The sequence below is a fragment of the Methanoplanus endosymbiosus genome (assembly GCF_024662215.1).
In the GTDB taxonomy this organism is placed as follows: domain Archaea; phylum Halobacteriota; class Methanomicrobia; order Methanomicrobiales; family Methanomicrobiaceae; genus Methanoplanus; species Methanoplanus endosymbiosus.
This window is the reverse complement of record NZ_CP096115.1, coordinates 1,341,310-1,366,372: the sequence shown is the minus strand read 5'-3', so window position 1 is coordinate 1,366,372 and position 25,063 is coordinate 1,341,310. Positions and strand designations below refer to the sequence as shown.

Below are 25,063 nucleotides of genomic sequence, written 5' to 3'. Positions count from 1 at the left end.
AAAATATCAGTTCCATTTTTTTAACGGAGAAGATATTATGGATGAGAAAACACTGGATGAAATAATTTCCAGGTATGATTCACCATCAGGGAGGCTTCTTGGTATCCTGAGTGATATCCAGAATGAGGAGCGTTATATCCCGCGTGAATCACTTGAGATGCTCTCAGGTAAACTGAATGTTCATCTCTCACAGCTCTACAGTCTTGTAACCTTCTACTCATTCTTCAGCCTGGAGCCGGTTGGTGATCACAGGATTACCGTCTGTATGGGTACTGCCTGTCATGTTAAGGGTGCAGGTGAGATTCTCAGAAATCTTGAAGAGCTGCTTGGTTTTCCTGTGGGAATTACTGAGGAGAAGAGAGAACCTGTCACCACTGATGACAATGCCTTCACACTGGAGATCGCCCGGTGTTTCGGAGCCTGTAGTATTGCACCGGTTCTAAGGGTTGACAATAACCTCTACGGTTATGCTAAACCTGAGGCTCTCCCGACAATTCTGAAAGAGTACGGATGGAGGAGAGATGAAGACTGAACTGCCTGTCGGGATAATCAACCGGGAAAATTCCGGGCTGAAAAAACTAAAACCCGATATTCCACGCATCACAGTAGGGCTTGCAACCTGCGGTGCGGCGGTTGGCGGGACTGCAATATATGAGCGCCTAAGGGAGAGTATCCAAAAGAGAAATCCTGATCTTTCACTTGTCCCAACCGGCTGCATAGGCTACTGCCGCGAAGAACCGATTGTCACAGTTGCACATCCGGGAAAGCCTCTTGTTCTTCTTAACAGGGTGAGCGTGAAGGACTGTGATGATATCCTGAATGCTGTCCTCTCCGGAACAGTTCCACATGATAAGGCACTCTGCCGGATAGAAGAGTGGGATCACCTGATGGGGCATAATATCACATATGGCAGGGGCTTTGATGAGATCCCGCTCTATGATGAGATCCCGTTTTTCGGGCAGCAGAAGAAGGTGATCCTCAGGGATGCCGGCATTATAAATCCGGAGGATATTGATGAATTCCTTGCTGTCGGCGGTTATTCGGCTGCCTATAATGCTCTTCGGAATATGGAGCCGGACACTGTCCTTGAAGAGGTGGAGAAATCCGGTCTTCGCGGCAGGGGTGGTGCAGGTTTTCCCGCCGGTCTGAAATGGCGGATAACAAAAGAGAAGAAGAGCGATAAGAAGTACATCATCTGCAATGCCGACGAGGGGGACCCCGGTGCGTACATGAACCGCAATGAGATGGAGAGTGATCCCCATATGCTCATTGAGGGTATGATTCTTGGTGCCTATGCCATCGGCACTGATGAGGGTCTAATCTACATCAGGGCAGAGTATCCTCTTGCTATCCGGAGACTTAAGCACGCCATTGCAGAGGCACGTGAGTTGGGCATTCTTGGAGAGAATATATTCGGTACTGATTTTTCATTTGACATTCAGATTGCAACCGGGGCCGGTGCTTTCGTATGTGGTGAATCAACGGCACTTGTTGCGTCTATTGAAGGAAGAACCGGCAGACCACATCCACGCCCGCCGCGTCTCACTGACTCCGGACTCTGGGGAAAACCTACTGATCTCAACAATGTTGAGACCTGGTGCAATGTTCCGGTGATAATTAAAAACGGCAGTGAATGGTACAGAAATATCGGTGCTGAGAAGAATTCCGGCACAAAAGTATTCTCCCTCGTTGGTGATGTTGAGAAGGTCGGACTTGTGGAGGTGCCGCTTGGAACAACCTTAAAGAGGATTGTATTTGACATCGGAAACGGCGGTGCAGACGGAAAGGCTGTTAAGGCTGTGCAGACCGGAGGGCCGTCAGGGGGGTGCATCCCTCTCAGGCTCTTTGATACGACTGTTGATTTTGAGAGTCTGAATGCAATAGGTTCTATTATGGGTTCCGGTGGAATTGTCGTTATGGATGAGGACACCAACATGGTTGATATTGCCCGTTACTTCATCAGTTTCGCAACCGGAGAATCGTGCGGGAAATGTATCCCCTGCCGTGAGGGACTGAAGCATACGCTTATTCTTCTCAACAGGATTCTTGCAGGTAAAGGGACGGCTGAGGATCTTGATACCTTAAAGTCACTCTCTGAGACAATTGCAGCAACCTCACTCTGCGGACTTGGTCAGACTGCGCCAAATCCCGTACTGACTACACTTGAATATTTCAGGGGAGAATATGATTCGCTGGTGAAATTATGACGGATAATACAGTATGCAGTACTGAAGAACTGCTGAAGAAGAGTTCTGAGGATGTCACTGTCATTATCAATGGACGTGAATATCCGGCTAAGAAAGGCGAGGTTATGCTTGGAGTGGCTATAAGGGAGGGCATTGAGATTCCTCACCTCTGCTATGAGGCATCACTCTCACCTTATGGTGCCTGCCGGCTCTGTATGGTTGAGAAGAGATGCAGGGACAGAAGTGAGATGGTGACTTCATGCACTCTGCGGGCAGAAGACGGACTTGAGGTTGTTACTGACTCACCTGAGATTCTCCGCCACAGAAGGATGATTCTGGAACTTTATCTTGCAGAAGCTCCGAAGTCTGAGGTCATAAAATCACTGGCAGCCCGTTATGGCGTTACAAAGACACGGTTTTTTAAGAAGACCGATAAGGATGATCCGCTTGGTAACAAATGTATTCTCTGCGGTCTCTGCGTCCGGGTATGCAATGAGATAATAGGCGCAGGTGTAATTTCGTTTGTGAACCGCGGGCCTTATACTGTGGTCAGCACACCTTTTTCCGGTGAGAATTCTGACTGCCTCGGCTGCAAAGCCTGTGTTTCAGTCTGCCCTACCCATGCCATTGTGACCGGGGACTCCGGTGATGAGCGGATTATGAAGTCCTGGGGTGAGACTAAGGTGAAGATGAGAGAGTGCCCTGTATGTGGGAATTACTATCTGCCTGATCTCCTTGCTGAAAAGGTGTATGCAAAGATAAACCCGCCTCTGTCAAAGAATATTCAGGAGATGTGCCCAAAATGCCGGAGCAGAAATATTGCCATTAAGGAGATTTCAGCTTCATCCAACAGACGCTGAGGAGAGATAACTAATATGTGCGACAGTAAAACAGAGCGGAAGAGAATAACCAATACTGCGAATACAATCAGGGACAATACAGAAAAAGTGCCTGAAGAGGGATTCAGGGTTGTGATCACCGGAAAGGGGGGTGTCGGGAAGACTACCATCACTGCCCTTCTTTCCCATCTCTTCGCGGAGAAGGAGTTCACGACACTTGCAGTTGATGAAGACCCTCAGATGAACCTGCCGTATGCCATAGGTGTACCGCGGGAAGAGAGTGATATGATTGTGCCGCTTACCCATAACCTTGATTATGTCGAGGAGAAGACAGGTGCACGCCCCGGTGAAGGCTGGGGGCTTATGCTTAAGCTCAATCCTGATGTGACTGATGTTGTGGAGCGCTTTGGTGTTAAAGGGCCGGAGAGAGTGAACATTCTTGTCATGGGAACAGTTGTTCAGGCGGCAACCGGATGTTTATGTCCGGAAAATGCCCTGCTTGAATCTGTCGTCAGGTACATCAATCTCAGGGAGAATGAAGTCATTCTGATGGACACTCAGGCGGGTGTGGAGCATTTCGGGCGTGCCATTGCAAAAGGGTTTGATCAGGCTCTGCTTGTAACCGATCCCACCTTCAATGCCGTATCAGTGGTGAAGCATTCTGCCCGGCTTGCTAAGGATCTTGGCATCCCCTATATCCATCTGGTAATCAACCGTGTCAGGTCAGAGCGTGACATCACAAAAGTGCAGGATATTCTCGGTGACACCCTTGATCTCTTCACAGAGCAGTTCATTATTCCGTATGAAGAGGAACTGCTGGAATGTGAACCTGATGTCAGACCAATGCTATCCGGAGATCCTGGTTCTTCGTTCATAACCGGAGTTATGGACATTCAGGAGAAGCTTGAAAATTACGGGACTAAAAAAGTCTGAATCTGAACTGCCCTCCGGAAAGGCATAGTTATCTATGCAAAAAAATTATTTTTTTATTTGGATTCCCTGACCATTGTTATGGCTTTCTTAGGGCAGACATCTGCACAGATTCCACAGCCTTTGCAGAAGTCAAGGTCGATATTATATTCCTTATCAATGACTCCGTCCGGGCAGAATTTTTCACAGTTACCGCATTTATTGCAGAGATTCAGGTCAATTTCCGGCCTGAAAGTCCTCCATGATCCAGTCTTGCCGACAGCACCGGTTTTCGGCCTTGAAATAGCAAGTTTTGCGCTCATATCTTCATCTCCTCATATGCCTTCATGGCTGCCTCTGCATTTCTTTCATCCTTAAATGCCTCTTTGATTGCTGTTCTTACAGATTCCCTTGATACTAATCCCATTTTTGCAAGAGCGCCCAGAAGAGGGGTGTTAAGAATCGGACTTCCGGATACAATCAGGTCGAGCGATAGTGCGATATTTGTGAGATCGACATTGTAGGTCTTATAACCTTCAAATTCAGCAGGATTCGGACTGTTAATTAGCACCTTTCCACCCTCCTTCAGTCCGTCAAGGACATTTACCGTGTCCATAACGCCCATGTCAAGAACGATTACCAGATCAGGTTTTCTTATCTGTGAATAGATCTTAATCGGCTTATCGTCAATCCTGATGAAGGATACTACCGGAGCACCACGTCTCTCTGCGCCGTAAAACGGTGCTGCGGTTGCGTTCTTGCCGTCAAGGAATGCGGCATGGGCAAGGAGTTTTGCTGCTGTTACTCCGCCCTGGCCGCCTCTGGAATGAAGTCTTATCTCATACATTATTCATTCACCCCAAACCAGAATTCAGAATCTGCTTTTCTGTCCCTGACAAATTCTGCGATGTCATCATATGTCACTTCCTGTCCGCCAAGTCCGGCAATGACTGAGTAAGGTTTAACATTGCACTTTGCCCTGATCTCATTGGCAACAATTCCGCCAAATCCGAATGAATAGTCGCGGTCTATTACAACAATGTCCCGGCCCTCAAGCCTGCTTTTCAGGTCCGGAAACGGCCTGTACCAGCGTATTCTGACAGAACCTGCTTTAATACCCTCTTCTCTTAAGCTGTCAACTGCAACTTCCATCTCTTTGCCAAGAGTGCCCATGGAAACGATGATAACCACTGCATCTTCAGTGCGGTAGTCCTCGGTCATGCCGTATTTTCTGCCAAAGCGCTTCTCAAATTCGCTCTCAGTCTCTTCAATGATCCTGACTGAGTCGCGAAGTGCACGTTCAATGTCCCACCTGAACTTAAAGTGCTCATTTGGCGGGGTGAGCGTACCGTATCCTCCCGGATTGTTGACATCGATCTTATGCGGCAGGTCAGTTTCCGGGATGAAATCTCCTAATTCAACGGTCTCAAAGCCCTGCATGATATGTGTCAGCAGGAAACCGTCAAGGTTTACCATGACTGGCAGCAGGACATCATTGTCCTCAGCAATACGGAATGCCATCAGGGTTGCATCATATGCCTCCTGCACGGTTGATACATAGACCTGAAGCCATCCGGTATCACGCATGGAGAGTGAATCTGAATGTTCAGCCCAGACATTCCATCCGGGGCCGAGTGCACGGTTTGCATTTGCCATAACAATAGGCAGTCTTGCGGCTGCAACCATATGGAGCATCTCGCACATATATACCAGTCCGTGCGATGATGTGGCTGTGAAGGTCCTTACACCTGCAATTGATGAACCCATACATGCTGCCATTGAGGAGTGCTCTGACTCGACAGGAATATATCGTGAGTCAAGCTCTCCTGAAGAGACAAAATCTGCAATATTCTCAACTATTTCTGTCTGGGGTGTAATTGGGTATGCAGCGACAACCTTTGGCTTTGCATCCCTTACAGCAGTTGCAACTGCCTTATTTCCGGTTGCGATGGTCAGCATATTCCTTCAGCCTCCTTCTTCAGTTTCTCAATCCCAAGGTCAACGCTCTTCTGCAATGCCTCAATGTCCTCTTCTGTGGCTGTCTTAAACCTGCCCTGGACCTTAATATAATCCAGTACCGGAATTCTCTTCACCATTGCTGCCTTTGATGCACCTGTGATGCTCAGTTTTCCGTTCTCTCTCTCGTACAGTACCCACATGCCGGATTTAACGGCAAGCTTTCCCATATCAATCGTCTTATCTGACGGATATCTCCATCCGGGGGGACATGGCGCGAGCACGTGCATGAACTTCGGGCCCGGAACTGAGAGTGCCTTCTTAATCTTTTTATACAGGTCATCAGGATAGGCGCTGCATGCGGTTGCCATATATACCGGATTATGTGCGGCAATTATTGCATCCAGGTCTTTCCTGAACTCTGTTTTTCCGGCCGGAGTTGTGGTCGTTCTTGCACCGAGTGGCGTTGCGCCTGAACGCTGCATGCCTGTATTTGAGTATGCTTCGTTGTCATAGCAGATATACAGGAAATCAGTGCCCCTCTCAAGCGCACCTGACAGCGCCTGTATTCCTATATCCACCGTACCGCCGTCACCTGCAAAACAGATCACATTTGTGTCCTTTCCTTCGGCACGGAATGCCTCACTCATTCCCGATGCAACAGCAGCCGCTGAAGCGAATGCAACGTTGTAAACAGGGATGTTCATTGCGGTATCAGGGTAAATCCCCTGGATTACACTTGTACAGCACGCAGGGACTACAAGAACTGTATCAGGTCCTGCGGCTTTTGTGACATACCGGAGTATCAGGGATGCACTGCATCCGGCACATGCCGATGTCGTTTTAAGAATATATTCCTCTTCCGGAATTTCTGCCAATATTAAAACCTCTCTTTAAGATTTGTCATAATTTATAATGATATTTTGGCTTGGGTGTCTGATTAATATTAGCGAAGTGATTCTTTGATGCCCGGTGGGGGATTTCAGATTTATGATCCGGGAATTTACTTATAATTCCGGTGCGATAAGGAATAAGCGGAGTATTTTATGGCGCAGAACTATTATGAAATTCTTGGTGTTCCTTCAGGTTCATCCCAAAAAGAGATTATGAGTGCGTACCGAAGCCTTGCAAAGGCTTTTCATCCGGATATATCCACACATCCAAATGCGGAGCTTCTCTTTCTGAAGATTACTGAAGCCTACGGGGTTCTTTCTGAGCCGGAAATGCGCCGGGATTACGACCATTCATTAAGGCTGAACGGCGGTGATTCAGGCGAAGATGCTTGTGATTATGGTGCCGGCGGGGGCCGCAGATTTTCCGGGGAGGATTATGGTGATGAATCATCATACGACAGGGGCGGCACAAAAGGCGGTAAGGATGAATACTCACTCATGGCTGACTATGAGTATTACTCTGAAAAGCCTGAGAAGTTCCTGATTGATGGTGAGGAGATTGAAATGTCCCGTGCCCGTCATATTATCACCGGCGATCACGATTATATTGTTTACAATGACAGGCTCATAGATACGGGAGGTATTCTGAGGTTTACTCATGAAGGGACTGAGCGTTTTATGATAGACGGTGCTGAAACTGTCGTAACAGATGCAGAACATTACATACAGGGTGGATCTGAGTATGTTGTCATAGATGGTGAGAGTTATCTCATCAGGGAGATGTGACTGTTCAGTGATTCTGGCAGATAAACCGGAAAGATATATCTGCCATTACTCAATAAGCTTAAATATTCTTAAATAAACCTGAATTTTCAGAGGTGATTTATGGTGAAACTACCTGATAAAAAATCAATTGAAGGATTAACAAAAAAAGTGGGCGAGGCTGTAAAACTGCCTTCTGATGAAGATAAAGGCGTTGAACCGCTTCCGGAGAATAAAGAGGGTCTGACAGAGGAGGAGCTTGAAAAGATCCGTGAGGATGAGAGGAAGCGCCTTGAAAAAGAGAAGAATGATGGTGATATGGCTGAAAAGGCCAGAAAATATGAAGCTATAGAAGCCGAGAAGAAGGCTGAGGAGGAGCGCCTGCTGGCTGAGAAGAAGAAGGAGCAGGAGCTTGCAAGGCTTGAGGCTGAAAGGCAGGCTGAGGAAGCAAAAAAAGATAAAGAGCGTGATGAGTGGGCGCGTGAAGAGGAGAGGAAGAAAGCTGAGGAAGAGAAGAAGCGTAAAGAGATTGAAAAGGAGATCTTAAAGAAGCAGAAAGAGGAAGGCAGAAAGGCGGGTCATACCGGGAGAAATATTCTCATTGTGGTTGTGCTCATTGTTGCAGTTCTCGCTGCCGGATATATATCCCTGATTTCCGGCAATGATCATCTTGAAGCATACGGCTATCCTCTTTCGTACAGTGCACAGTATGATGTCAGGCTTCCGGATAACACAAACCTGGACTTCGCAGGCGTTCCTGTAACAGCTATAAGCAGCGGTGATTCTGCAATTCTTATGATTGATAATGTAAGGAGAACGATGGCGCTTGGAGAGAGTGCAACATACCCTGCGAAGCATATAACAATAAGTATGTTTGGGATGGCGCTCTTTGACAGCGATTATCAGATAACTGCAACATATCGCGGAGTCGTTACGAACAAGGATGATTTCCTGATAATTGCAAAGACTTCAGCACCTGTGCCCTCATGGATGGTTGGGATATTCAAGCCCGGGTCTGTGGATATAACTCCGGTCTGATAAAAATCGTTCCGGCTGACAGGGGTACAGTCCCCTGTCGGTTCTCTATTTTATATTCAATCTGGGCTGTAACCGTTGGTAAACAGTTATTCTCTTATTTTTGCCTTAATTTATCACTTCAAGAATTTTCCTGCCCTGCGCCAGTTTTCTCTTCTCTTCCTTTCTGAATTCCAGTGATTTTCCACCTGCAACCATCGGGTTAAATTCAGCTTCTGTTTTAAGGTCCCACAATAAAAGCCCCTCCGGAGGCATTGCGGGATATCTCGGCCTTCCTGGATTGTCAAGTGAATATTTTATATCATCGGGGCTTAATAGTCCCTTTCCACAGAGATTAAGGGCGTATGATAGGCAGCGCACCATATTCCATAAAAAACTGTGCCCCTCTATCTCAAAGACAGTATATTCCCCGTCAGTAAATACTCCTGTATCAAGAATTTTCCTCTCCGGATCTTTGCCCTTTATTTTTGCAAAGGATGTGAAATCATGCACACCTTTTATGTATTCTGCAGCTTTCTGCATACTTTCAAGGTCAAGCCCGTCTTCATAGAAGTAATACCTGTATTTCCGGCTGAAAACATCATATCTGGGATTATATGACTCATCCACCTCTGCATATGCGTTGCACCAGATGTCACCCGGAAGTTTTTCATTTATGGCATATACTGCCCTTTCAGGATGGTCGGTGAAAAATGAGCATATCTGGCATCTTGCATGCACCCCCCTGTCAGTCCTGCCTGATATTGAAAATCCTGAACTCTTCCTGTCTTTGATCAGACCAAGTTCCGTGCAGGCTGTTATGAATTCCCCCTCAACTGTCCTTATGCCGGACTGCTGCTGTGACCCATAGAAATTATCCCCGAAATAACCCAGTTTTAAGGCAATTTTCATCTTCTGTAAACTCTTCTGATAATTTTTTTTCTGGTATTTCTGAAAGACTGCCTGGTATAGCTTCTGATTGGGGTCATTTTGCCCATGATCTCCACATTTCCCTCTTTTATTGCAGAAAATACAGATTCCTGATTCTTTTCTGCGTCAATTATTGTTCTTCCGTAACCGACAAATTTTGCATTGTGTGCGTCACTCCCGCCGACACAGGTTTTATTGAAATAAGCAGCCTTCCTCTCCGCTTTTTTGTTCGCAGTGCCGAATATGTAACGGCTGTTGAAAGATTCAACAGCGTCAACAATTCTGATTGCATCCTTAACCTTCAGTGCAGCACCGTGCCGCCACTGGTGGAAGGGGTGCGGCAGTATCAGAAAGGCTCCTTTTTCTCTCGCGGTTTTAACCGTCTCTTCAAAGTCAATCTTTGGCGGTATTGCTTCTGTTATTCCCAGTGCAAGGAGGTGTCCCTGTTTTGTTGATATCTCTATTCCCGGTATCACCAGAAGTTCCGGGTAATACTCTCTGGCATATTCAACCGCTTTTAAGGCACCTTCGATGGTGTCATGATCGGTTATTGCAATTACGTCAAGTCCTGTTTTTACAGCCCTTGCAATTATATCTTCGACACTGCTCTCACCATCGCGTGAATAATCAGTGTGAATATGCAGATCACAATTAAGCATCAGATCAATAGTATTTTTCTTCATTGGATTACTTAACTGAAGTGTTATGCGCATACTACTTCCAACCGGAGAAGCGGCATATGATACTGTCATGAAGGCTTCAGAAGGTTTTGATGTGGATGTACGGGTTACAGGAAAAATTGCCTCTTTTCTGACACCTTCAAAGCTTGAAAAACTGATCCGGACAGGTGATTATGGTATGGTTATCATATCCGGAATGTGCACTGCGGACTTTTCCGGCATATATGAGCGGACAGGTGTGCCTGTATATCTTGGACCAAGGCATGCGGCAGATCTCGGCATGGTTCTCTCAATGATCGGTAATATTGAACTCTCCACAAAAATTCCGGCAGACGAGATTATATCCTCATCCAGAAAACAGGAAGCTTACAGTAAGCTTGAAACTCTTGAGTCTGCTGCGAACTGTGATTTTACAGTAAATGGTCTTAAGATCGGCGGCAGTTCCCGGATAAAAGTTCTGGCAGAGATTATGGATGCCCATAAAAATCCTGTTCTCATCTCCGCTGTTCTGAGATATCATAGATCCGGCGCAGACATAATAGACCTCGGATTTGGCTTTGATGCAACGCCTGAAGATGTCAGGAGGACTTTTGAGCTTGTCAGAAAATGTGGCATTCCGGTCATCTGCGCGGCAGACACACAGGACCCTGCACTCATCCGTGCCGCGCTTCCCTATGCTGATATTATTCTCTCACTTCAGGAGAAAAATATCCCTCTGGTTGCAGAAGAGGTTGCAAAGTCCGGTGTTGCGGCAGTTGTTGTTCCGGGCGAAAAATCCCTTCCGGAAAATATCCGGTCTGCACGTAATTTTGGTATTGAAAATATAATTGCAGATCCGCTTTTGCAGCCCGCAGGTTCGGGTCTGTTAGAGTCTCTTGGCGATATTGCCGCATATAATCGCTCTGAAGAGGGCAGATGCCCGTTGTTCTTCGGTGCCGGAAATGTGACCGAGCTTATTGATGCTGATTCAATAGGGGTCAATGCCCTCCTCTCTTCACTTGCGATGGAGGCTAAGGCGGCTATAGTCTTTACGAGTGAGCATTCTGACAAGACTGCCGGTTCTGTTTCCGAGATGAGGCGGGCGGTGGAGATGATGCACCTTGCCTCAGATAGACCTTATCCTAAGGATCTTGGAGTCGATCTCTTCTGTATTAAGGAGAAGAGAAAGAGGCGTGAGCCTGAACCTGAGTACAGCAGTATAAAAGAAGCAGATAAGATGCCTGATAATGTGACTTTCGATCCATGCGGCAACTTCAGGATAGGCATAGTTGACGGCAGAATTATTGCGGTGAACGACGGCGCAGCAGTAACCGGAGATCGCTGGGAGGATGTTTTTTATGAGATTATAAAATCCGGTAAAGTTTCGCTGCTGGATCATGCTGCATATCTTGGCAAAGAACTCTATAAGGCAGAACTTGCATTACGATTCGGGCGCAGTTTTGAGCAGGACGGTCATTTCTGATTCGTTATTGGAGAATAGTATGAATTTTTAATTATCCGGAAATTTAGTTCACTCCGTATAATTTGTCCTTCTATCTCTCTTCTAAACTCAGCCTCTTACAATAAGAGTCGATATTTTGCTGTGAGTGACAACGTATGAACTTACACTTCCAAGAAGAAGGCGTCTTGTTATACCTTTTCCGGTTGATCCTATAACTATGAGGTCAGCTTTTAACTCTTCTGCAAGGTCTGTTATTGTATCTTTTGCATCTCCGATTTTGATCTGGTAATTTACCTTGTATCCGGCAGATTCTGATACTTTAAGACATTTATCAATGACCTTTTTTCCCTCTTCATTGAGCATCTTAAATATTCTTTCTGATGTGGGATCTATGACTCCGACTGAAGGGTCAACAACAGATGTGCCGTATATACCCGGATCAATTGCATATACTGCATGTACTTCTGCATTCCAACCCTCTGCTAATTCAACTGCCTTTGAAAGCGCTTTTATGGATGTTTCTGATCCATCAACTGCAACCAGAATTTTTGAATACATAGTCATCTGTAATGGATTATTCTTAATAAGTCTTTCATAAATTGCCTGATATACTATTATTTGTTATTCTGAATATTTTTAAAATGACGGAGTCATTCACTCAGGTTATTCTGCATTCGTTTCCTAAGAAATCTCCGAAAATATTCATCTTTGTTCTGATATGCTTCGCAAGAGTAATTATTCAGCAGGTTTAATATTTGAGGGTACAGATGCCTGATATTAAAATAAAGAAGGAACTGATCGAGACACTTCTTGCGCTTGGTAAAAGTCAGCATCCTGATGAGTTTCTCGCCCTGCTTAAGATAAATGACGGGGTTATTGACGAATTTGAGCTTGCACCCGGAACTATTACCGGGCGGACGAGTGCCAGTTTTTCCCAGTATATGCTCCCGCTGTCCACCAATAATGCCGGAAGTGCGCATTCCCACCCGTCCGGTGCGTTGAGACCTTCAGATGCAGATCTGAGATTTTTCCCCGCGTCAGGAAGGTGGCATATCATCGTCGGGCCGCCTTATGATCTCTCCGGGTGGAGATGTTTCAGGGCTGACGGGCGTTTGGCAGATCCTGAGGTGGTACCATAAAGAAAGTCGTTGCAACAGGGACATTTGATATACTTCATCCGGGGCATCTCTTCTATCTTGAGGAGTCACGAAATCTTGGTGATCATCTCAGTGTCATCATTGCGCGTGATGTCAACGTTAAGCATAAGCCAAAACCCGTCGTTCCTGAAACTCAGAGGTTAACGATGGTTTCAGCTTTAAAAACGGTGGATTATGCACGACTTGGCGACAATAATGATATGTTCCTGCCCATTGAGGAGATAGATCCCGATATTATTACAATCGGATTTAATCAGTATTTCAATATAGAAAATCTGGAAAAATCTCTTGAAGAGAGGGGCATAAGGGCCGATGTTGTCAGAGTCGGAGCCTATGAGGGTGAGGGTTTCTGCAGTTCCAGAAATATTATGGAAGAGATTCTAATCAGAAGATGCAATGGTGTGGATTGAACTGCTCCATGCCTGAGCAGGTATTTTTTTCACAAGATTTATTATATTATTCCTTAGTTGAGAGTCCAGGCACAAAATTGTTGTCTGTATAGGATTTGTTCTCTATACTGTTTTCACTTATTTTATGGCCTGCAATCCTTAAAACCATCATTAATGCAGGTCCAGATAATTGATGACTTCTCTGATGTCTTTTTTGTCGATTAATGATACAGCATAATGTTTTGCAATCATCTTCCTGACTTTTTCAGATTCAAGCCAGCCAATGTCAAGTTTTTTTACAATACTGTCTATCTCATATATGTATGGCATGATCTTTTCAGAGAGTTCAGGATCTTTTAAATCTACAATTCCGGATATTGCCTGAAGCGGGTTTCTTATGTTGTCATTTAAGATAGCAAACTGTTCCATATTTCTGTCTATCTGCTCAAAAGCTTCCTTTTTAATCTGATCCGTAAGCTGTTCTGCTGTGACATCTTTGATCACAAGAACGGTCTGAACTACTCTGCCGGAATCAAGAATAGGAATTTTTTTGATGTCATATACAGCTGTTTCGTCTCCGGCATTTACTTTTCTGGCAAAATTAAGAATGTCGTCTGATAGTAAGAGTTCCCTGACATTGGATATATCCTGTTCTGTAATTGGCTCTAAGAATAAATTTAGTCTTATGCCCGGTTTTAAATTCCCGGCATCCCATTTCAGGTAAAGGTCTGCAAAACTGTCATTAAAGAGTACAATTCTTAAATCATGGTCAAGTACAACAACTGCGTCCTGTATTGCATCGATAGTTATTCTTAACTGAAGTTCAGATTCAAGAATTGCCCTTTCCATCTTTCTCTGCACGGTAACGTCCCTGCATACCGCTGCTGCAAAGATCCTGCCGCCGTATTTTGATGTGCCCAGGCTTACCTCCACGGGTATTTTATCTATATTCCCGTCTGCCTGAATTTTCAGTGTACCCCTTAATATTTCAGACTCTCTGCATTCAGCGTTAAGCCTGATTTCAATGGGTATTTTATCATCGAGTTCAAGTATTGCACCAATCTTTGCAATAGTCAGATCTTTACTGGACAGCCCTGTTGAGGCCATTGCCATGTGGTTGGCATCAATTATCTCACCGCCCGGACATGACACTATGAAGACCAGATCTGGAGTCTGTTCTATTACTGCCCTGAATCTCTCAAGTTCTTTTTGCTTGTCGAGAAGTGCCGGATAATAATTTTTCCTGATTGAAGCTTCACCAAGGCCGATAATTCCTTTTCTCACTTCTTCAAGGTTATTTCCGTAATTATTCTCTTTCATCTTCTGAATTTACCTGAATTGACTGGTTTTGCTTTTTTTCCCGGGATTTTAAGCTGGTGCAGAGATTGTTATATTATGTATTATATGTTTGCTGTACCTGTTTTACTTTTTGTAATTGGGTATATATTAATTGTCAGATTGTGGATAGATTTGTATGCTGAATCGTCCTTAATCTCTATTTTATCTCCTTAAATTTCGTATATATTCCGGAATCAGTAACTTTCCGGCTGAAAAAAATATAAAATTGTATATTCCTGTATATTATCTCCCTGAAACTTCTCTCCAGATCTGCCTTATGGCATCTTCATCCGGAATACCGGGATTTGTGGCAATGCAGGGGTCGTTCAGGGTTCTCTTGACAATTATATCCTCAGGTTCCCTCTCCAGCCTGAAATTATTAATAATATGGGTAGTATATTCTCCGGCAATATCATATATGGCACTTATCAGTGCCTCTTTCAGTTCTGTATCGGAGAGACGGGATTCATCAATTCCCATTGCAGCCGATATTTTCCTGTATTTTTCCGGGCAGAAACTGTAATTATAGTTGATTACAGGGCCGGCTGTAAGCATTGAACTTACTCCGTGGGAGATATCAAGAAGTCCGCCTATGGAATGTGACATTGCATGAATGAGGCCAAGACCTGCATTTGAGAAGGCAAGTCCTGCATAGAGGCTTGCAAACATTGTTTTTTCCCTGAGTTCCGGATTATAGGGATCTTCTGCAACTTCCACAAGTCCGGATGACAACTCTTCAACTGTTTTTAATGCAAAGATGTCGGTAACCTTTGAAGAACCATTTGAGCAGAATGCTTCTATTGCATGGAAGAGTGCATCAATTCCGCTACAGTATGTCACATTTTCCGGCTGTGTCATCAGGGTCTGTGGATCAAGAAGGGATACATCAGGGACCACTGATTTGGAGATTACAAGTTTTTTATATTTATTGTCACTGATGACTGCATACTGGGATACATCTGCTGAACTTCCCGCCGTTGTCGGGATGCATATGAGGGGGGGCATTGGAATGGATACGCGATCAACTCCTATATAATCGGTAATATCTCCCCCGTTTGCAGCAACAATTCCTATTCCCTTTGCACAGTCAAGTGTGCTTCCTCCTCCCACAGCAACAATTCCGTCACATTTCTTCTTACGGAATAATGATGCCCCTTTCATTATCTCATATGTCTTGGGGTTTTCAGTGATTTCAGAGAATGGTACATATTCCACTTTTTCATCATCAAGGCTCTGTAAAATGCTTTCCATCCAGTCAAGAGTAAATACAGAGGGATCTACTGTAAGCAGCACCCTTTCCGCCTTGAAATTTTTTGCATATCTGCCGGCAAAAGCTCTGGAATTAATTCCGGTGATAAATTCCGGGCTTACAAATTTTCTTAATTCCCCCATTATTTCATCCTGCATGCCTTTTCCTAGATCATTTTGGTGTCTTTATACCGGTTAACCTTTTGGGAATTATTTTCCTCCTCTGGTCTGAATGAGGAGGAATATTTCCAGTTTTTTCTTTCAGGAATATTTTATCTGACTGAAAGATGCTTTATTCTGCAATATTTTTCCGTATGCTAATTGTTTTCTGATCTTCCGGGAGTATTGATCTGTAAAACCTGTACATAATATGCGCGGTCAAAAGGGTTTGTTCTGGTAGAATTGGATTATATTAATTTTAGGATTTTGGAGATTTTTTCTCTGATATTGTCGGCGGAGAGAGGTTCTGTTTTTTATGGACTTTCATTCCATAATGTCTGATTAGCATCTCTCTGACCTTGTCTGAATCAATCCACCCTGAATCAAGTCTTTTAACAATTTCATCGATCTCTTTTGCCTGGTCAATTATTTTATAGGAAAATTCCGACCCTTCCAGATCTGCAAGTCCGACAATTGCCTGAAGGGGATTTCGTATATGATCATTTAATATAGCAAACTGCTCCATGTTCTTCTCGATCTGCAGGAATGCCTCTTTTTTTATATCTTCGAGTTCATGGTGCTTTGTTCTGTCTCTTAACAGGGTGACTATCTTTCCCACATTTCCCTTTTCATTTACCGGTGTTTTTATTACTTCATATATTTTTATTTTGCTGCCATTTTCAATTCTGAGGGTTGTATCAAGTCTCACACCTGATCTGAATACATATTTATACTCCAGACCATATTTTCCTGTAAGGTGTGGTGCAACATCCATCAGTGATTTTCCGATAATTTCTCCCTTATATCCGTGTTTTTTTGTTAATTTCTCAAATGCAGTGTTGCAGATTGTAATAGTTAAGTCGCTGTCCACAACCACCATCTCATCAGGTATGGAATTTATTGTGACTCTGTAATGGTATTCTGATTCACTGATTAAGGAGTGCATTTTTTCATTATCTGTGATGTCTCTGGCAATGATCACAAGATGTCTGCTGGGTCCAAAAAATACCTCATTAATGGTGTATTCGGCAATGAATGTGCTGCCGTCTCTCTTACGCAGGATGGATTTTTCAGGTGTTATTATCTCATCTGATTCAATGGTGTTTATTTTTGTGTTGTTATCCGGAATCTGTATAAGGTCGGTCAGGCTGAGGCTTGCAATATTATCTCTTTTATACCCAAAATATTTGCAGGCAGACTGGTTGAGATCGACAACTCTCATGTCCTCAGCCCTGACTATTACTATGTATTCATTGACCCTGTCTAAGAGATTGCGGAATCTTTCCATCTCTGTATGTCTCTCATGAGGCTGAGGATAATAATTTTTTCTGAATGAATTTTCCTCTGTGCCTATTATAATTTTTCTTAGTTCATTCCGGGATAATGTATTATTATCGGAGGAATCATTCTCTTTTTTATTTTCAGGCATGATATTATGGGTATATCTCCTAATGTCGTTTGGATACGGATAATTTACTGATTATTTACTGGTATTTATCTTAATGTTTATTGCCGTTTATTCTGATTTATTGTTTTAATCCGGATATATTTTAGTTTTTCTTTTGATCTCTGTAATCCGGATATATTTTAGTTTTTCTTTTGATCTCTGTAATCCGGATATATTTTAGTTTTTCTTTTGATCTCTGTAATCCGGATATATTTTAGTTTTTCTTTTGATCTCTGTAATCCGGATATATTTTAGTTTTTCTTTTGATCTCTGTAATCCGGATATATATCCGTCATGATCTATTAATGTCTGTCTCTCATGATCTATTAAATTCTGCCGGAATTTATGCTTCCTCCTGCTGATATTACGATGTCATGCAGTATGTATCTTCTAAGCTTAAAATACGGAGATTTCATACATTATTGTATCCCGGATGCCTGGTTTTATCTTCCGGATGGCAATAATATGCTGTTATTCCTGGTAAAAAAAGGATTTGTGGGTTATTGGCTGTTTTTGGTTTTGTTCCAGTATTCTACGATCTCAGATCCTTCAATAAATACAAGGCCGTGTTCCTCTGCGTATTTTTTAGCGTCATCTTTTGTAAGTGCCTTTCCGGAATTGTCATCCAGCATCTCGCATATTGTTACGCATGGTGTAATGCCTGCTATGTTTGCCAGTGCTATTGAAAGCTCAGTCTGCCCTCTTCTCTGATCAAGAAGTCTGTCGTTTGCCCTCAGTGTTGCCATATGTCCGGGTGTCCTGAACTCGTCAGCAAATGTTGTGTTCCCACCGTTTGCAGCCATTTTTACATGTTCTGCAAGCTTATTGGCAGTCAGGGTTCTGTCATTGTCTGTTATTCCGGTAAATGTGCCGCGGTGATTGAGGAAGAGAGAGAAGGACGAGTGGTTTGCAGAGTCATATGGTATATCTCCTATCTTTTCAACAAGGTTTGTGCCGGACAGTGCATCGCCTGCAAAGGGAAGGCCCAGTTTTTCTGCAATTCTGCCTTCAATTGCTGTGCAGATCAGTCCTCCTGCATCATTTCTCATCTTTGCTATGATCTCAGGTGTTATTGCGTCTGATCGTACTGCAAAATCTGTTTCTCCCTCGCGATCATCAAAATCGAAAATAAGAATTATTTCTCCGTCTTTTAGTGCTTTTACTGCTTTATCAATCATTGTATTCAACCTCTACTGTAATTATATCTCCGTCTGTCAGTCCCTCTTCTTCTCTGAGTCTTACTTCAGAGATTATCTCCACAGTATCTTCGGGATAATGTGATCGTCCGGGCACGATTATTGCACACATGTGGCCGCCTATGCTGCATTTAAGGCAGCCTGCACTTCCAAAAGTTCTGTCATTGGATGTAAATCCGGTGATCTCAGTCCATCTCAGGTTATTAAGTTTTCTTCTGGCTTCAGTACCTGCCGGATCAAGTTTCAGGTTAAGCGTTCCGGGATACGGCTCAAATCCAAGTTTCTCCTTAAACTGGATCAGATATTCCGGTATGCTAACGTAATATCTCCCCTCTCCAAGCCCGCTGACAACTTTTCCTTCTAATCTGAAGTAGCCTGTTTCTCTCTCAAAAATACTTTTATAATCGGCATATTCTTTTCTGAGTAGGTGCTCACCACTCTTTGTTATCATTATATACTGACCGTCTGTCCTGATGGTTCTCGTTATCAATCCTTCATTTTCAAGTGAGATCAGTCTTCTTGATGCGGTCTGTGGGCTTGTTCCAAGTTCTTCTGCAAACTTCTGGGAAGATATTGCTACAGAACTGCTTATTCCCCCCATAAGTCCGATTTTTTTTAAGGGTGCAAGGTCCTCTGCCGGAGACATTAAATATCAGATCTGGTTGTCATCCCATATATGGGTTGCCTTTCTGTTATCTTCGCGAAATGCCGAAGTGCCCTTCGCTAATTATATTAATCAGTAATGACACATATCTATGTATGAAATCCGCACTGCGGAACCGGCTTGCCGAAAAGATGGCCGGAGAGATCACAATGTCTGATTCTCCCGGGGATGCCCTCCGAAAATGGAGGCTTAATTTTAATATACCACCGGGTGTGCTGGCAGATAAACTTGAGGTTTCTCCGTCAGTCATCTCCGATTATGAGGGTGGACGGCGCAAAAGTCCCGGTACTGCTGTTGTTGGAAAGATTGTTGACGCAATTTTAAGAATCGATGAAGAGAATGGAGGCAGGTACATGAAGAAGTATGCCAAGATTCTCTACAGTGATTTTGATGATGAAGTTATTTATGACATGCATGACTATGATGCCTCTATTTCACTCCGGACTCTTAGTGACGCAATAGGGTGTCAGCTCCTTACCGGAAATACTTCATGCAGGATCTATGGATATACAATTGTTGACAGTCTCAACGCAATAACTCAGCTATCCTCCAATGAATTTAACAAGATTTATGGGTGGAGTACTGAGAGAGCGTTGATTTTCACAAATATTTCAACAGGCAAATCGCCTATGATAGCGATCCGCGTTACTCCTTTTAAGCCAAGGGCAGTGATTCTTCAGGGTATTACTACCGATAAAATCCATCCGCTTGTCTTTGAACTTGCGGCAAAGGATAAGATCACCCTCATGAGCACTGAAATGGAAGTTGACAGGATCATTGAAATTCTGAGGGAATAACCATGGTAGGAATTATTACATACGGTGCATATATCCCAAGATTCCGGATAAAAACGGAGGAAATCGCACGGGTCTGGGGCGCAAACGGCAAAGAGATTGCCGCCGGACTCGGTGTGATGGAGAAGTCCGTCCCGGATCTTGATGAGGATACAATTACTATATCAGTCAGTGCTGCAAGAAATGCCCTGTTAAAGAGGGATGTAAATCCGGATGACATCGGTGCCGTTTATGTCGGCAGTGAATCCCATCCGTACGCAGTCAAACCAACGGCAGTAACAGTCGGTGAGGCAATAGGTGCAACTCCGGTTATGACGGCAGCAGATTATGAATTTGCATGTAAGGCGGGCACTGCCGGAATCCAGACCTGTATGGGTCTTGTAAAGAGTGGCATGATCAAGTGTGGCCTTGCCATAGGTACTGATATTGCACAGGGAGCGCCGGGAGATGCTCTTGAATACACAGCCGCTGCCGGCGGAGCTGCGTTTTTCATCGGCAATGATGATGTAATTGCGGAGATAAACCACACCTGTTCATTTACCACTGATACACCTGACTTCTGGAGAAGAGAGGGACAGGCATATCCAAGGCACGGCGGAAGATTCTCCGGTGAGCCTGCATACTTTAAGCACATTCAGGGTGCAGCAAGGATGATGCTTGAGCAGATGGGAACAAAACCGTCAGATTACGATTATGCGGTCTTCCATCAGCCAAATGCCAAATTCCCAAGGAGTGTAGCGGCAATGCTTGGATTCACATCTGAACAGATTAATCCCGGTCTTGCTGTTCCTACACTTGGTAATACCTATTCCGGTGCTGTCCCTGTCGGACTTTCAGCAACCCTTGATATTGCAAAACCGGGCGACAGAATTTTTGTCACTTCATATGGATCAGGTGCAGGTAGTGACGCATTTGACATAACCGTGACCGATGCAATCGAGACCGAGATAGACCGGAAGGCTTCACCCACTGTTGCAGATATGCTAAGTGACAAGGTATATCTGGACTATGCACAGTATGCCAAACATAAAGGAAAAATAGTGATGCAATAATGAGAGATGTAGCAGTTATTGGAATAGGTCTCACTGAATTCGGTGAAAAGTGGGATACATCATTCAGGTCACTCTGCGTTGAGGCAGGGGCAAAGGCACTTGAGGATGCAAATCTTGACGGCGACCAGATTGATGAGATGTTTGTAGGAAATATGAGTGGTGGCCGTTTTGTTCTTCAGGAGCATATTGGTGCACTTATATCCGACTACTCCGGCCTGGCATCAACAACACATATCCCGTCAACAAGGACTGAAGCAGCATGCGCCTCCGGTGGTCTTGCCTTCAGGCAGGCAGTGACCTGTGTGGCATCCGGTATGCAGGATATTGTCATTGCAGCCGGTGTTGAGAAGATGACTGATGTCGGCGGCGGCGAGACTACTGATACCCTTGCAGGTGCTGCTGACCGTGAATGGGAAGGCATCTATGGAGTTACTTTCCCTTCATTGTATGCAATGATTGCAAAGGATTACATGCACCGCTATGGCCTGACCCGGGAGCAGCTTGCACAGGTTGCAGTTAAGAACCATTACAATGGTGCAAGAAATCCTATCGCACAGTTCAGAAAGGAGATCTCAATTGAAGCTGTGATGAGATCCACTCTTGTGGCAGATCCGCTAAGGCTTCTGGACTGCTCACCTGTAACTGATGGTGCAGCAGCAGTTATTGTATGTCCGCTTGAGAGGGCAAAGGAGTTTACCGATACCCCTATCAAGGTTCTTGCAACCACGCAGGCAACGGATACACTTGCACTGCATGACAGGCGCGATATAAGCACACTTGATGCAACTGTTGCTGCCGGAAACCGTGCATTTGATATGGCAAAGCTTGAGAGAAAGGACATTGACTTTGTTGAGGTTCACGACTGCTTCACCATTGCTGAGATCTGTGCTATTGAGGATCTTGGATTCTGTAAGAAAGGTGAGGCCGGAAGGCTTACTGAAGAGGGCTATACTGCACTTGATGGTGATCTGCCGATCAATCCAAGCGGTGGCCTTAAAGCCTGCGGTCATCCTGTCGGTGCTACCGGTGTAAAACAGGTCTGTGAGATCGTTGAACAGCTGAGAGGCGAGGCAAACGGAAGGCAGGTTGACGGTGCTGAGATTGGGATGGCCCATAATGTCGGCGGCACAGGTGCGACTGTTGTCTGTAATATCTTCGGGAGGGTCTGAATATGTCTGTACCACGATTCTGGCGTAAACAGCCACACAGATATAATCTGCTCGGAACAAAGTGTGAGACCTGTGGCTCGTACTTCTTCCCGCCAAGGACTCTCTGTCCTACATGCAGAAGAAACGGCAAAGTTGTAGAGCACAAATTTAAGGGCACAGGAAAGGTTGTAACATACTCGATTGTCAGAACCGCAAGTTCACCCTATGATCGTGAGGCACCTTTCCCCGTTGCAATCATTGAACTTGACGAAGGCACAAGGATGACAGCACCTGTTGTATGTGGTCTTGATGAGATCTACATCGGGATGCCTGTCAAACAGACCTTCAGAAAGATTGTTGCAGACGGCGAGAGCGGAACGATAGTGTACGGTACCAAGTTTGTGCCGGATAAATAAATGAACGGCTTTCAGAATAAAAAAAGTAAGGATTAACTCCAACTCCTAACAGAAATAAACCTCTTTTTTCCGGATTAATTTCCGGGAAAATCCAATATTAATCTGAATATTATTTATTTTCTGAATTTAGGTTCTGTTTTTGCACGGGTAAAGTCTATATCCCTTTGCATATTATACTCTGATGTTATGGCTAAAGGTAATTTTAGTATTTCATCCGTAAATATTCCGCTCCTCGCCGGTTCTGTTATTCTCTGTTATCTTGCAGGTTTTATAGGGTCCCTCTTTACAGAGACCGGTCCTGACTCCTGGTATCAGACAGTACTCATAAAACCCTGGTTTACTCCGCCCGGAATTGTATTTCCGGTTGTCTGGAATATTTTATACCTGCTTATGGGAATCTCGTTATATCTCCTCTTAAGCGGAGATGCTGCCGACAGGAGAGCACGTATCCTTACCGCAGTCTTTGCCGTTCAGCTGTTTCTGAATGCACTCTGGAGTTATCTCTTCTTTGGTCTTAAAAGTCCTGTTTCCGGGCTGATATGTATCATTGTTCTCTGGCTGGCAATACTGTACCTGATAGTATATTCGTGGAATTATAACCGGAAAGTCTCGTATCTTCTCATTCCGTACATTTCATGGGTGACAATTGCAACTGCAATCAATACCGCTGTGGTGATACTGAATCCGGTAATATTATAATTTTAATTCAGACCTACTACAACGGTATGCAGGGTGTCAACAGTGCTCCTCAGTGCACGGCCTGCATCCCTGAGATGATGGTAAACTTCTCGTTTTTTGAGTGCATCCATAGGATCATCTGATTTAAAAAGTTCTGATGTTCCGGTGATATAGATGTCCTCAAGTTCGTGTATGGCATTTCTTGATCTGCGGATCATCTCCCGGATTTTTTCCCCGTCATTATTGATTGAATTTACCCCTTCATATACACATTTTGTACCAAGCAGGAGAGCGTTTGACATATCGAGGATTGTGGGATCGGGATCTACCTTATACGCATATATCTCCCTTGCAGTCTCCTTTGAGTAATTGAGGATATAATCCATATTTCTTGACAGACTATATATGTCCTGCCTGTCAAAAGGTGTTGAAAATGCTTCAATTAATATCTCCTCCATGTTGTAGCGCATTTTGTCAACATCTCCTGCAATAATTTCAAGTTCTATAGGATCTCTTAAGGGTTTTTCATCTAGCCAGTTTACAAGAGTCTGTACTCCTTCCAGTGTCTTGTCCGCCTGATCTGCAAGCATAAATCTGAAATCATGATCTTTTGGAAAAATTGATCCAAAGAGACCCTTCTTTTTTTTATACCTCTCTTCCCCGTTTTTTCTGTTCATTGTAGTGCTGCACCTCCGATACAGAATGTCATATAATAAAGAATGCCTGAAATTATCATTGTTATCGGGATTGTGATGACCATAGCAATAATAATATCCTTCCCCACACTCCAGTTTACTTTTTTCCGGTTTTCTGCGGCTCCGACACCAATCACTGATGATGTTATGATATGTGTTGATGATATGGGAGCGCCTGCCATTGTTGAGAGGGCTATTGAAAGTCCGGATGATACCTGTGAATCGAAGGAATGGATTGGTTTTATCTTAAATATCCTGTGTCCGAGTGTGTTCATAATTCTCCATCCGCCCCCAAGCGTGCCAAGTGCAAGCAGTATCGCACATAAGGCTCTTGCCCAGATTGGCATCTCGATTTCAGTTGTAATTCCGGCTGAGAGGAGAACAAGTGCAATTATTCCAAGCTGTTTCTGGCTGTCATTTGATCCGTTTGAGAATGACATCAGAGCTACTGCAAGCCAGTTTGCTCTTACAATATTTTTATTAACGCTCCGTTTGGCATTCCGGAGAATTACAGATGTTGTTTTTCGCATAATATAGCTTGCACAAAGACCGATGAGTATTGATATTACAAAGAATAATATGACTTTTACCAGCCCTGTAAGTTCATGAGGCGGAGTCAGGAGTTCATGTAAACCCCAGAATATGCTGCCTGTGCCTGCCGCAGCAATGCCTGCACCAAGAAGTCCTCCTATCAGCGCGTGGGTTGAAGATGAGGGGAGGGCATATTTCCAGGTCAGGAAATTCCAGAATGTTGCACTGATTAATGTAATCAGAAGTACATTGAGGGTTTCTGCACCGGAATTTATGGTGAGCAGTCCTGACAGTGTAAAAGCAACTGCACTGCCGCCCATCAGTGCTCCTGAAAATGACATGAAAGCTACAAACAGTATGCCCTTTCTTGGCGTTGCTGACCGGGATGCTATAAATGTGGCAGCTATTGAGCTTGCATCCTGAAAGCCGTTTGTGAATGTAAAGACAAATGCAAGAATAATTGTCAGCCAGGCAGTTATGAGCATGGATTACAGTCTTTAATCCTTAATCACTGATTAGTTTTGGGATAGTAATATCATTT

28 protein-coding genes are annotated in these 25,063 nt (G+C 44.2%); 14 read left to right on the top strand and 14 right to left on the bottom strand.

Going from position 1 to position 25,063, the window contains the following annotated elements; all coding sequences use genetic code 11:
- Window positions 1-37: 37 nt before the first annotated feature.
- The 4 genes from L6E24_RS05920 to L6E24_RS05905 are packed head-to-tail and all read left to right on the top strand — an operon-like array spanning window position 38 to window position 3,958.
- Window positions 38-532 (top strand): NADH-quinone oxidoreductase subunit NuoE family protein, encoded by a 495-nt coding sequence (locus L6E24_RS05920; RefSeq protein WP_257743784.1) that lies wholly within the window; start codon window positions 38-40, stop codon window positions 530-532.
- On the top strand, window positions 522-2,207 hold the full coding sequence (locus tag L6E24_RS05915; RefSeq protein ID WP_257743783.1) for a (2Fe-2S) ferredoxin domain-containing protein: 1,686 nt from the start codon (window positions 522-524) through the stop codon (window positions 2,205-2,207). The genes L6E24_RS05920 and L6E24_RS05915 overlap by 11 nt, the downstream gene beginning before the upstream one ends.
- Window positions 2,204-3,046 carry a 2Fe-2S iron-sulfur cluster-binding protein gene (locus L6E24_RS05910; RefSeq protein WP_257743782.1) on the top strand — a complete coding sequence of 281 codons (843 nt, stop codon included), beginning with the start codon at window positions 2,204-2,206 and terminating at the stop codon, window positions 3,044-3,046. Before L6E24_RS05915 ends, L6E24_RS05910 begins: the two co-directional genes overlap by 4 nt.
- Window positions 3,047-3,061: 15 nt before the next feature.
- Entirely contained in the window at window positions 3,062-3,958 is an 897-nt protein-coding gene (locus L6E24_RS05905; protein ID WP_257743781.1) for an ATP-binding protein, read from the top strand.
- Between the two features lie 53 nt (window positions 3,959-4,011).
- Here the strand turns inward: L6E24_RS05905 and L6E24_RS05900 are convergent, their stop codons facing one another.
- From L6E24_RS05900 to L6E24_RS05885, 4 genes are read right to left on the bottom strand one after another with little or no spacing between them, the layout of a single operon-like run.
- Window positions 4,012-4,257, bottom strand: coding sequence for a 4Fe-4S binding protein (locus L6E24_RS05900; RefSeq protein ID WP_257743780.1), 246 nt, complete (start codon window positions 4,255-4,257; stop codon window positions 4,012-4,014).
- Complete coding sequence (locus tag L6E24_RS05895) at window positions 4,254-4,781, bottom strand: 2-oxoacid:acceptor oxidoreductase family protein (RefSeq protein ID WP_257743779.1); 528 nt, start codon at window positions 4,779-4,781, stop codon at window positions 4,254-4,256. Before L6E24_RS05895 ends, L6E24_RS05900 begins: the two co-directional genes overlap by 4 nt.
- The gene (gene porA / locus L6E24_RS05890) at window positions 4,781-5,893 is read right to left on the bottom strand and encodes a pyruvate ferredoxin oxidoreductase (protein WP_257743778.1); all 1,113 of its coding nucleotides are present in this window, start codon (window positions 5,891-5,893) and stop codon (window positions 4,781-4,783) included. The genes L6E24_RS05895 and porA overlap by 1 nt, the downstream gene beginning before the upstream one ends.
- Window positions 5,887-6,768 (bottom strand): thiamine pyrophosphate-dependent enzyme, encoded by an 882-nt coding sequence (locus L6E24_RS05885; protein WP_257743777.1) that lies wholly within the window; start codon window positions 6,766-6,768, stop codon window positions 5,887-5,889. Before L6E24_RS05885 ends, porA begins: the two co-directional genes overlap by 7 nt.
- A 168-nt stretch (window positions 6,769-6,936) precedes the next feature.
- On the opposite strand from L6E24_RS05885, the gene L6E24_RS05880 reads away from it, so the two are divergent.
- The gene (locus tag L6E24_RS05880; RefSeq protein WP_257743776.1) at window positions 6,937-7,569 is read left to right on the top strand and encodes a DnaJ domain-containing protein; all 633 of its coding nucleotides are present in this window, start codon (window positions 6,937-6,939) and stop codon (window positions 7,567-7,569) included.
- Window positions 7,570-7,668: 99 nt separating this feature from the next.
- A complete protein-coding gene (locus L6E24_RS05875; RefSeq protein ID WP_257743775.1) occupies window positions 7,669-8,583 on the top strand; it encodes a hypothetical protein in 915 nt (304 codons plus the stop codon).
- Window positions 8,584-8,688: 105 nt separating this feature from the next.
- Here L6E24_RS05875 and truA read toward each other — a convergent pair whose 3' ends face one another.
- Window positions 8,689-9,471, bottom strand: coding sequence for a tRNA pseudouridine(38-40) synthase TruA (gene truA / locus L6E24_RS05870; protein ID WP_257743774.1), 783 nt, complete (start codon window positions 9,469-9,471; stop codon window positions 8,689-8,691).
- Window positions 9,468-10,241, bottom strand: a complete 774-nt coding sequence (locus tag L6E24_RS05865; RefSeq protein ID WP_373021234.1) for a CehA/McbA family metallohydrolase — start codon at window positions 10,239-10,241, stop codon at window positions 9,468-9,470. Before L6E24_RS05865 ends, truA begins: the two co-directional genes overlap by 4 nt.
- Here L6E24_RS05865 and L6E24_RS05860 point away from each other — a divergent pair.
- Window positions 10,195-11,631 (top strand): dihydropteroate synthase-like protein, encoded by a 1,437-nt coding sequence (locus L6E24_RS05860; protein ID WP_257743773.1) that lies wholly within the window; start codon window positions 10,195-10,197, stop codon window positions 11,629-11,631. The two genes, L6E24_RS05865 and L6E24_RS05860, sit on opposite strands and share 47 nt — an antisense overlap.
- A gap of 87 nt (window positions 11,632-11,718) precedes the next feature.
- Here the strand turns inward: L6E24_RS05860 and L6E24_RS05855 are convergent, their stop codons facing one another.
- Entirely contained in the window at window positions 11,719-12,168 is a 450-nt protein-coding gene (locus L6E24_RS05855) for a universal stress protein (protein WP_257743772.1), read from the bottom strand.
- Window positions 12,169-12,377: 209 nt separating this feature from the next.
- On the opposite strand from L6E24_RS05855, the gene L6E24_RS05850 reads away from it, so the two are divergent.
- Entirely contained in the window at window positions 12,378-12,749 is a 372-nt protein-coding gene (locus L6E24_RS05850) for a Mov34/MPN/PAD-1 family protein (RefSeq protein ID WP_257743771.1), read from the top strand.
- Complete coding sequence (locus L6E24_RS05845; RefSeq protein WP_257743989.1) at window positions 12,746-13,177, top strand: FAD synthase family protein; 432 nt, start codon at window positions 12,746-12,748, stop codon at window positions 13,175-13,177. Before L6E24_RS05850 ends, L6E24_RS05845 begins: the two co-directional genes overlap by 4 nt.
- Before the next feature lie 150 nt (window positions 13,178-13,327).
- Here L6E24_RS05845 and L6E24_RS05840 read toward each other — a convergent pair whose 3' ends face one another.
- The 5 genes from L6E24_RS05840 to L6E24_RS05820 form a co-directional block, all read right to left on the bottom strand.
- Window positions 13,328-14,476, bottom strand: coding sequence for a PAS domain-containing protein (locus tag L6E24_RS05840; RefSeq protein WP_257743770.1), 1,149 nt, complete (start codon window positions 14,474-14,476; stop codon window positions 13,328-13,330).
- Between the two features lie 261 nt (window positions 14,477-14,737).
- Window positions 14,738-15,886: an iron-containing alcohol dehydrogenase gene (locus tag L6E24_RS05835; protein WP_257743769.1), complete on the bottom strand. Its 1,149-nt coding sequence runs from the start codon at window positions 15,884-15,886 to the stop codon at window positions 14,738-14,740.
- Window positions 15,887-16,160: 274 nt separating this feature from the next.
- Entirely contained in the window at window positions 16,161-17,330 is a 1,170-nt protein-coding gene (locus L6E24_RS05830) for a PAS domain-containing protein (protein ID WP_257743768.1), read from the bottom strand.
- A gap of 518 nt (window positions 17,331-17,848) precedes the next feature.
- A complete protein-coding gene (ribB, locus tag L6E24_RS05825; RefSeq protein WP_257743767.1) occupies window positions 17,849-18,526 on the bottom strand; it encodes a 3,4-dihydroxy-2-butanone-4-phosphate synthase in 678 nt (225 codons plus the stop codon).
- Entirely contained in the window at window positions 18,519-19,190 is a 672-nt protein-coding gene (locus L6E24_RS05820) for a DUF120 domain-containing protein (protein ID WP_257743766.1), read from the bottom strand. Before L6E24_RS05820 ends, ribB begins: the two co-directional genes overlap by 8 nt.
- Before the next feature lie 113 nt (window positions 19,191-19,303).
- Here L6E24_RS05820 and L6E24_RS05815 point away from each other — a divergent pair, with 113 nt between their 5' ends.
- The 5 genes from L6E24_RS05815 (at window position 19,304) to L6E24_RS05795 (ending at window position 23,317) form a co-directional block, all read left to right on the top strand.
- Window positions 19,304-20,005 (top strand): transcriptional regulator, encoded by a 702-nt coding sequence (locus tag L6E24_RS05815; protein WP_257743765.1) that lies wholly within the window; start codon window positions 19,304-19,306, stop codon window positions 20,003-20,005.
- 2 nt (window positions 20,006-20,007) lie between these two features.
- On the top strand, window positions 20,008-21,054 hold the full coding sequence (locus L6E24_RS05810; RefSeq protein ID WP_257743764.1) for a hydroxymethylglutaryl-CoA synthase: 1,047 nt from the start codon (window positions 20,008-20,010) through the stop codon (window positions 21,052-21,054).
- On the top strand, window positions 21,054-22,223 hold the full coding sequence (locus L6E24_RS05805) for an acetyl-CoA acetyltransferase (protein ID WP_257743763.1): 1,170 nt from the start codon (window positions 21,054-21,056) through the stop codon (window positions 22,221-22,223). The genes L6E24_RS05810 and L6E24_RS05805 overlap by 1 nt, the downstream gene beginning before the upstream one ends.
- A 2-nt stretch (window positions 22,224-22,225) precedes the next feature.
- Window positions 22,226-22,618 carry a Zn-ribbon domain-containing OB-fold protein gene (locus L6E24_RS05800; RefSeq protein ID WP_257743762.1) on the top strand — a complete coding sequence of 131 codons (393 nt, stop codon included), beginning with the start codon at window positions 22,226-22,228 and terminating at the stop codon, window positions 22,616-22,618.
- A 186-nt stretch (window positions 22,619-22,804) separates the two neighbouring features.
- On the top strand, window positions 22,805-23,317 hold the full coding sequence (locus L6E24_RS05795; protein ID WP_257743761.1) for a TspO/MBR family protein: 513 nt from the start codon (window positions 22,805-22,807) through the stop codon (window positions 23,315-23,317).
- A 2-nt stretch (window positions 23,318-23,319) separates the two neighbouring features.
- Here the strand turns inward: L6E24_RS05795 and L6E24_RS05790 are convergent, their stop codons facing one another.
- Window positions 23,320-23,973 carry a DUF47 domain-containing protein gene (locus tag L6E24_RS05790; protein WP_257743760.1) on the bottom strand — a complete coding sequence of 218 codons (654 nt, stop codon included), beginning with the start codon at window positions 23,971-23,973 and terminating at the stop codon, window positions 23,320-23,322.
- The gene (locus L6E24_RS05785; RefSeq protein WP_257743759.1) at window positions 23,970-25,007 is read right to left on the bottom strand and encodes an inorganic phosphate transporter; all 1,038 of its coding nucleotides are present in this window, start codon (window positions 25,005-25,007) and stop codon (window positions 23,970-23,972) included. The genes L6E24_RS05790 and L6E24_RS05785 overlap by 4 nt, the downstream gene beginning before the upstream one ends.
- Window positions 25,008-25,063: the final 56 nt, after the last annotated feature.

What these genes read in the sequence shown, in the direction of transcription:
- L6E24_RS05920 (WP_257743784.1), top strand. Translation starts at nt 38, where the DNA reads ATGGATGAGAAAACACTGGATGAAATAATTTCCAGGTATGATTCACCA.
- L6E24_RS05915 (WP_257743783.1), top strand. Translation starts at nt 522, where the DNA reads ATGAAGACTGAACTGCCTGTCGGGATAATCAACCGGGAAAATTCCGGG.
- L6E24_RS05910 (WP_257743782.1), top strand. Translation starts at nt 2,204, where the DNA reads ATGACGGATAATACAGTATGCAGTACTGAAGAACTGCTGAAGAAGAGT.
- L6E24_RS05905 (WP_257743781.1), top strand. Translation starts at nt 3,062, where the DNA reads ATGTGCGACAGTAAAACAGAGCGGAAGAGAATAACCAATACTGCGAAT.
- L6E24_RS05900 (WP_257743780.1), bottom strand. Translation starts at nt 4,257, where the DNA reads ATGAGCGCAAAACTTGCTATTTCAAGGCCGAAAACCGGTGCTGTCGGC.
- L6E24_RS05895 (WP_257743779.1), bottom strand. Translation starts at nt 4,781, where the DNA reads ATGTATGAGATAAGACTTCATTCCAGAGGCGGCCAGGGCGGAGTAACA.
- porA (WP_257743778.1), bottom strand. Translation starts at nt 5,893, where the DNA reads ATGCTGACCATCGCAACCGGAAATAAGGCAGTTGCAACTGCTGTAAGG.
- L6E24_RS05880 (WP_257743776.1), top strand. Translation starts at nt 6,937, where the DNA reads ATGGCGCAGAACTATTATGAAATTCTTGGTGTTCCTTCAGGTTCATCC.
- L6E24_RS05875 (WP_257743775.1), top strand. Translation starts at nt 7,669, where the DNA reads ATGGTGAAACTACCTGATAAAAAATCAATTGAAGGATTAACAAAAAAA.
- truA (WP_257743774.1), bottom strand. Translation starts at nt 9,471, where the DNA reads ATGAAAATTGCCTTAAAACTGGGTTATTTCGGGGATAATTTCTATGGG.
- L6E24_RS05860 (WP_257743773.1), top strand. Translation starts at nt 10,195, where the DNA reads ATGCGCATACTACTTCCAACCGGAGAAGCGGCATATGATACTGTCATG.
- L6E24_RS05865 (WP_373021234.1), bottom strand. Translation starts at nt 10,241, where the DNA reads ATGACAGTATCATATGCCGCTTCTCCGGTTGGAAGTAGTATGCGCATA.
- L6E24_RS05855 (WP_257743772.1), bottom strand. Translation starts at nt 12,168, where the DNA reads ATGTATTCAAAAATTCTGGTTGCAGTTGATGGATCAGAAACATCCATA.
- L6E24_RS05850 (WP_257743771.1), top strand. Translation starts at nt 12,378, where the DNA reads ATGCCTGATATTAAAATAAAGAAGGAACTGATCGAGACACTTCTTGCG.
- L6E24_RS05840 (WP_257743770.1), bottom strand. Translation starts at nt 14,476, where the DNA reads ATGAAAGAGAATAATTACGGAAATAACCTTGAAGAAGTGAGAAAAGGA.
- L6E24_RS05835 (WP_257743769.1), bottom strand. Translation starts at nt 15,886, where the DNA reads ATGGGGGAATTAAGAAAATTTGTAAGCCCGGAATTTATCACCGGAATT.
- L6E24_RS05830 (WP_257743768.1), bottom strand. Translation starts at nt 17,330, where the DNA reads ATGCCTGAAAATAAAAAAGAGAATGATTCCTCCGATAATAATACATTA.
- ribB (WP_257743767.1), bottom strand. Translation starts at nt 18,526, where the DNA reads ATGATTGATAAAGCAGTAAAAGCACTAAAAGACGGAGAAATAATTCTT.
- L6E24_RS05820 (WP_257743766.1), bottom strand. Translation starts at nt 19,190, where the DNA reads ATGTCTCCGGCAGAGGACCTTGCACCCTTAAAAAAAATCGGACTTATG.
- L6E24_RS05815 (WP_257743765.1), top strand. Translation starts at nt 19,304, where the DNA reads ATGAAATCCGCACTGCGGAACCGGCTTGCCGAAAAGATGGCCGGAGAG.
- L6E24_RS05810 (WP_257743764.1), top strand. Translation starts at nt 20,008, where the DNA reads ATGGTAGGAATTATTACATACGGTGCATATATCCCAAGATTCCGGATA.
- L6E24_RS05805 (WP_257743763.1), top strand. Translation starts at nt 21,054, where the DNA reads ATGAGAGATGTAGCAGTTATTGGAATAGGTCTCACTGAATTCGGTGAA.
- L6E24_RS05800 (WP_257743762.1), top strand. Translation starts at nt 22,226, where the DNA reads ATGTCTGTACCACGATTCTGGCGTAAACAGCCACACAGATATAATCTG.
- L6E24_RS05795 (WP_257743761.1), top strand. Translation starts at nt 22,805, where the DNA reads ATGGCTAAAGGTAATTTTAGTATTTCATCCGTAAATATTCCGCTCCTC.
- L6E24_RS05790 (WP_257743760.1), bottom strand. Translation starts at nt 23,973, where the DNA reads ATGAACAGAAAAAACGGGGAAGAGAGGTATAAAAAAAAGAAGGGTCTC.
- L6E24_RS05785 (WP_257743759.1), bottom strand. Translation starts at nt 25,007, where the DNA reads ATGCTCATAACTGCCTGGCTGACAATTATTCTTGCATTTGTCTTTACA.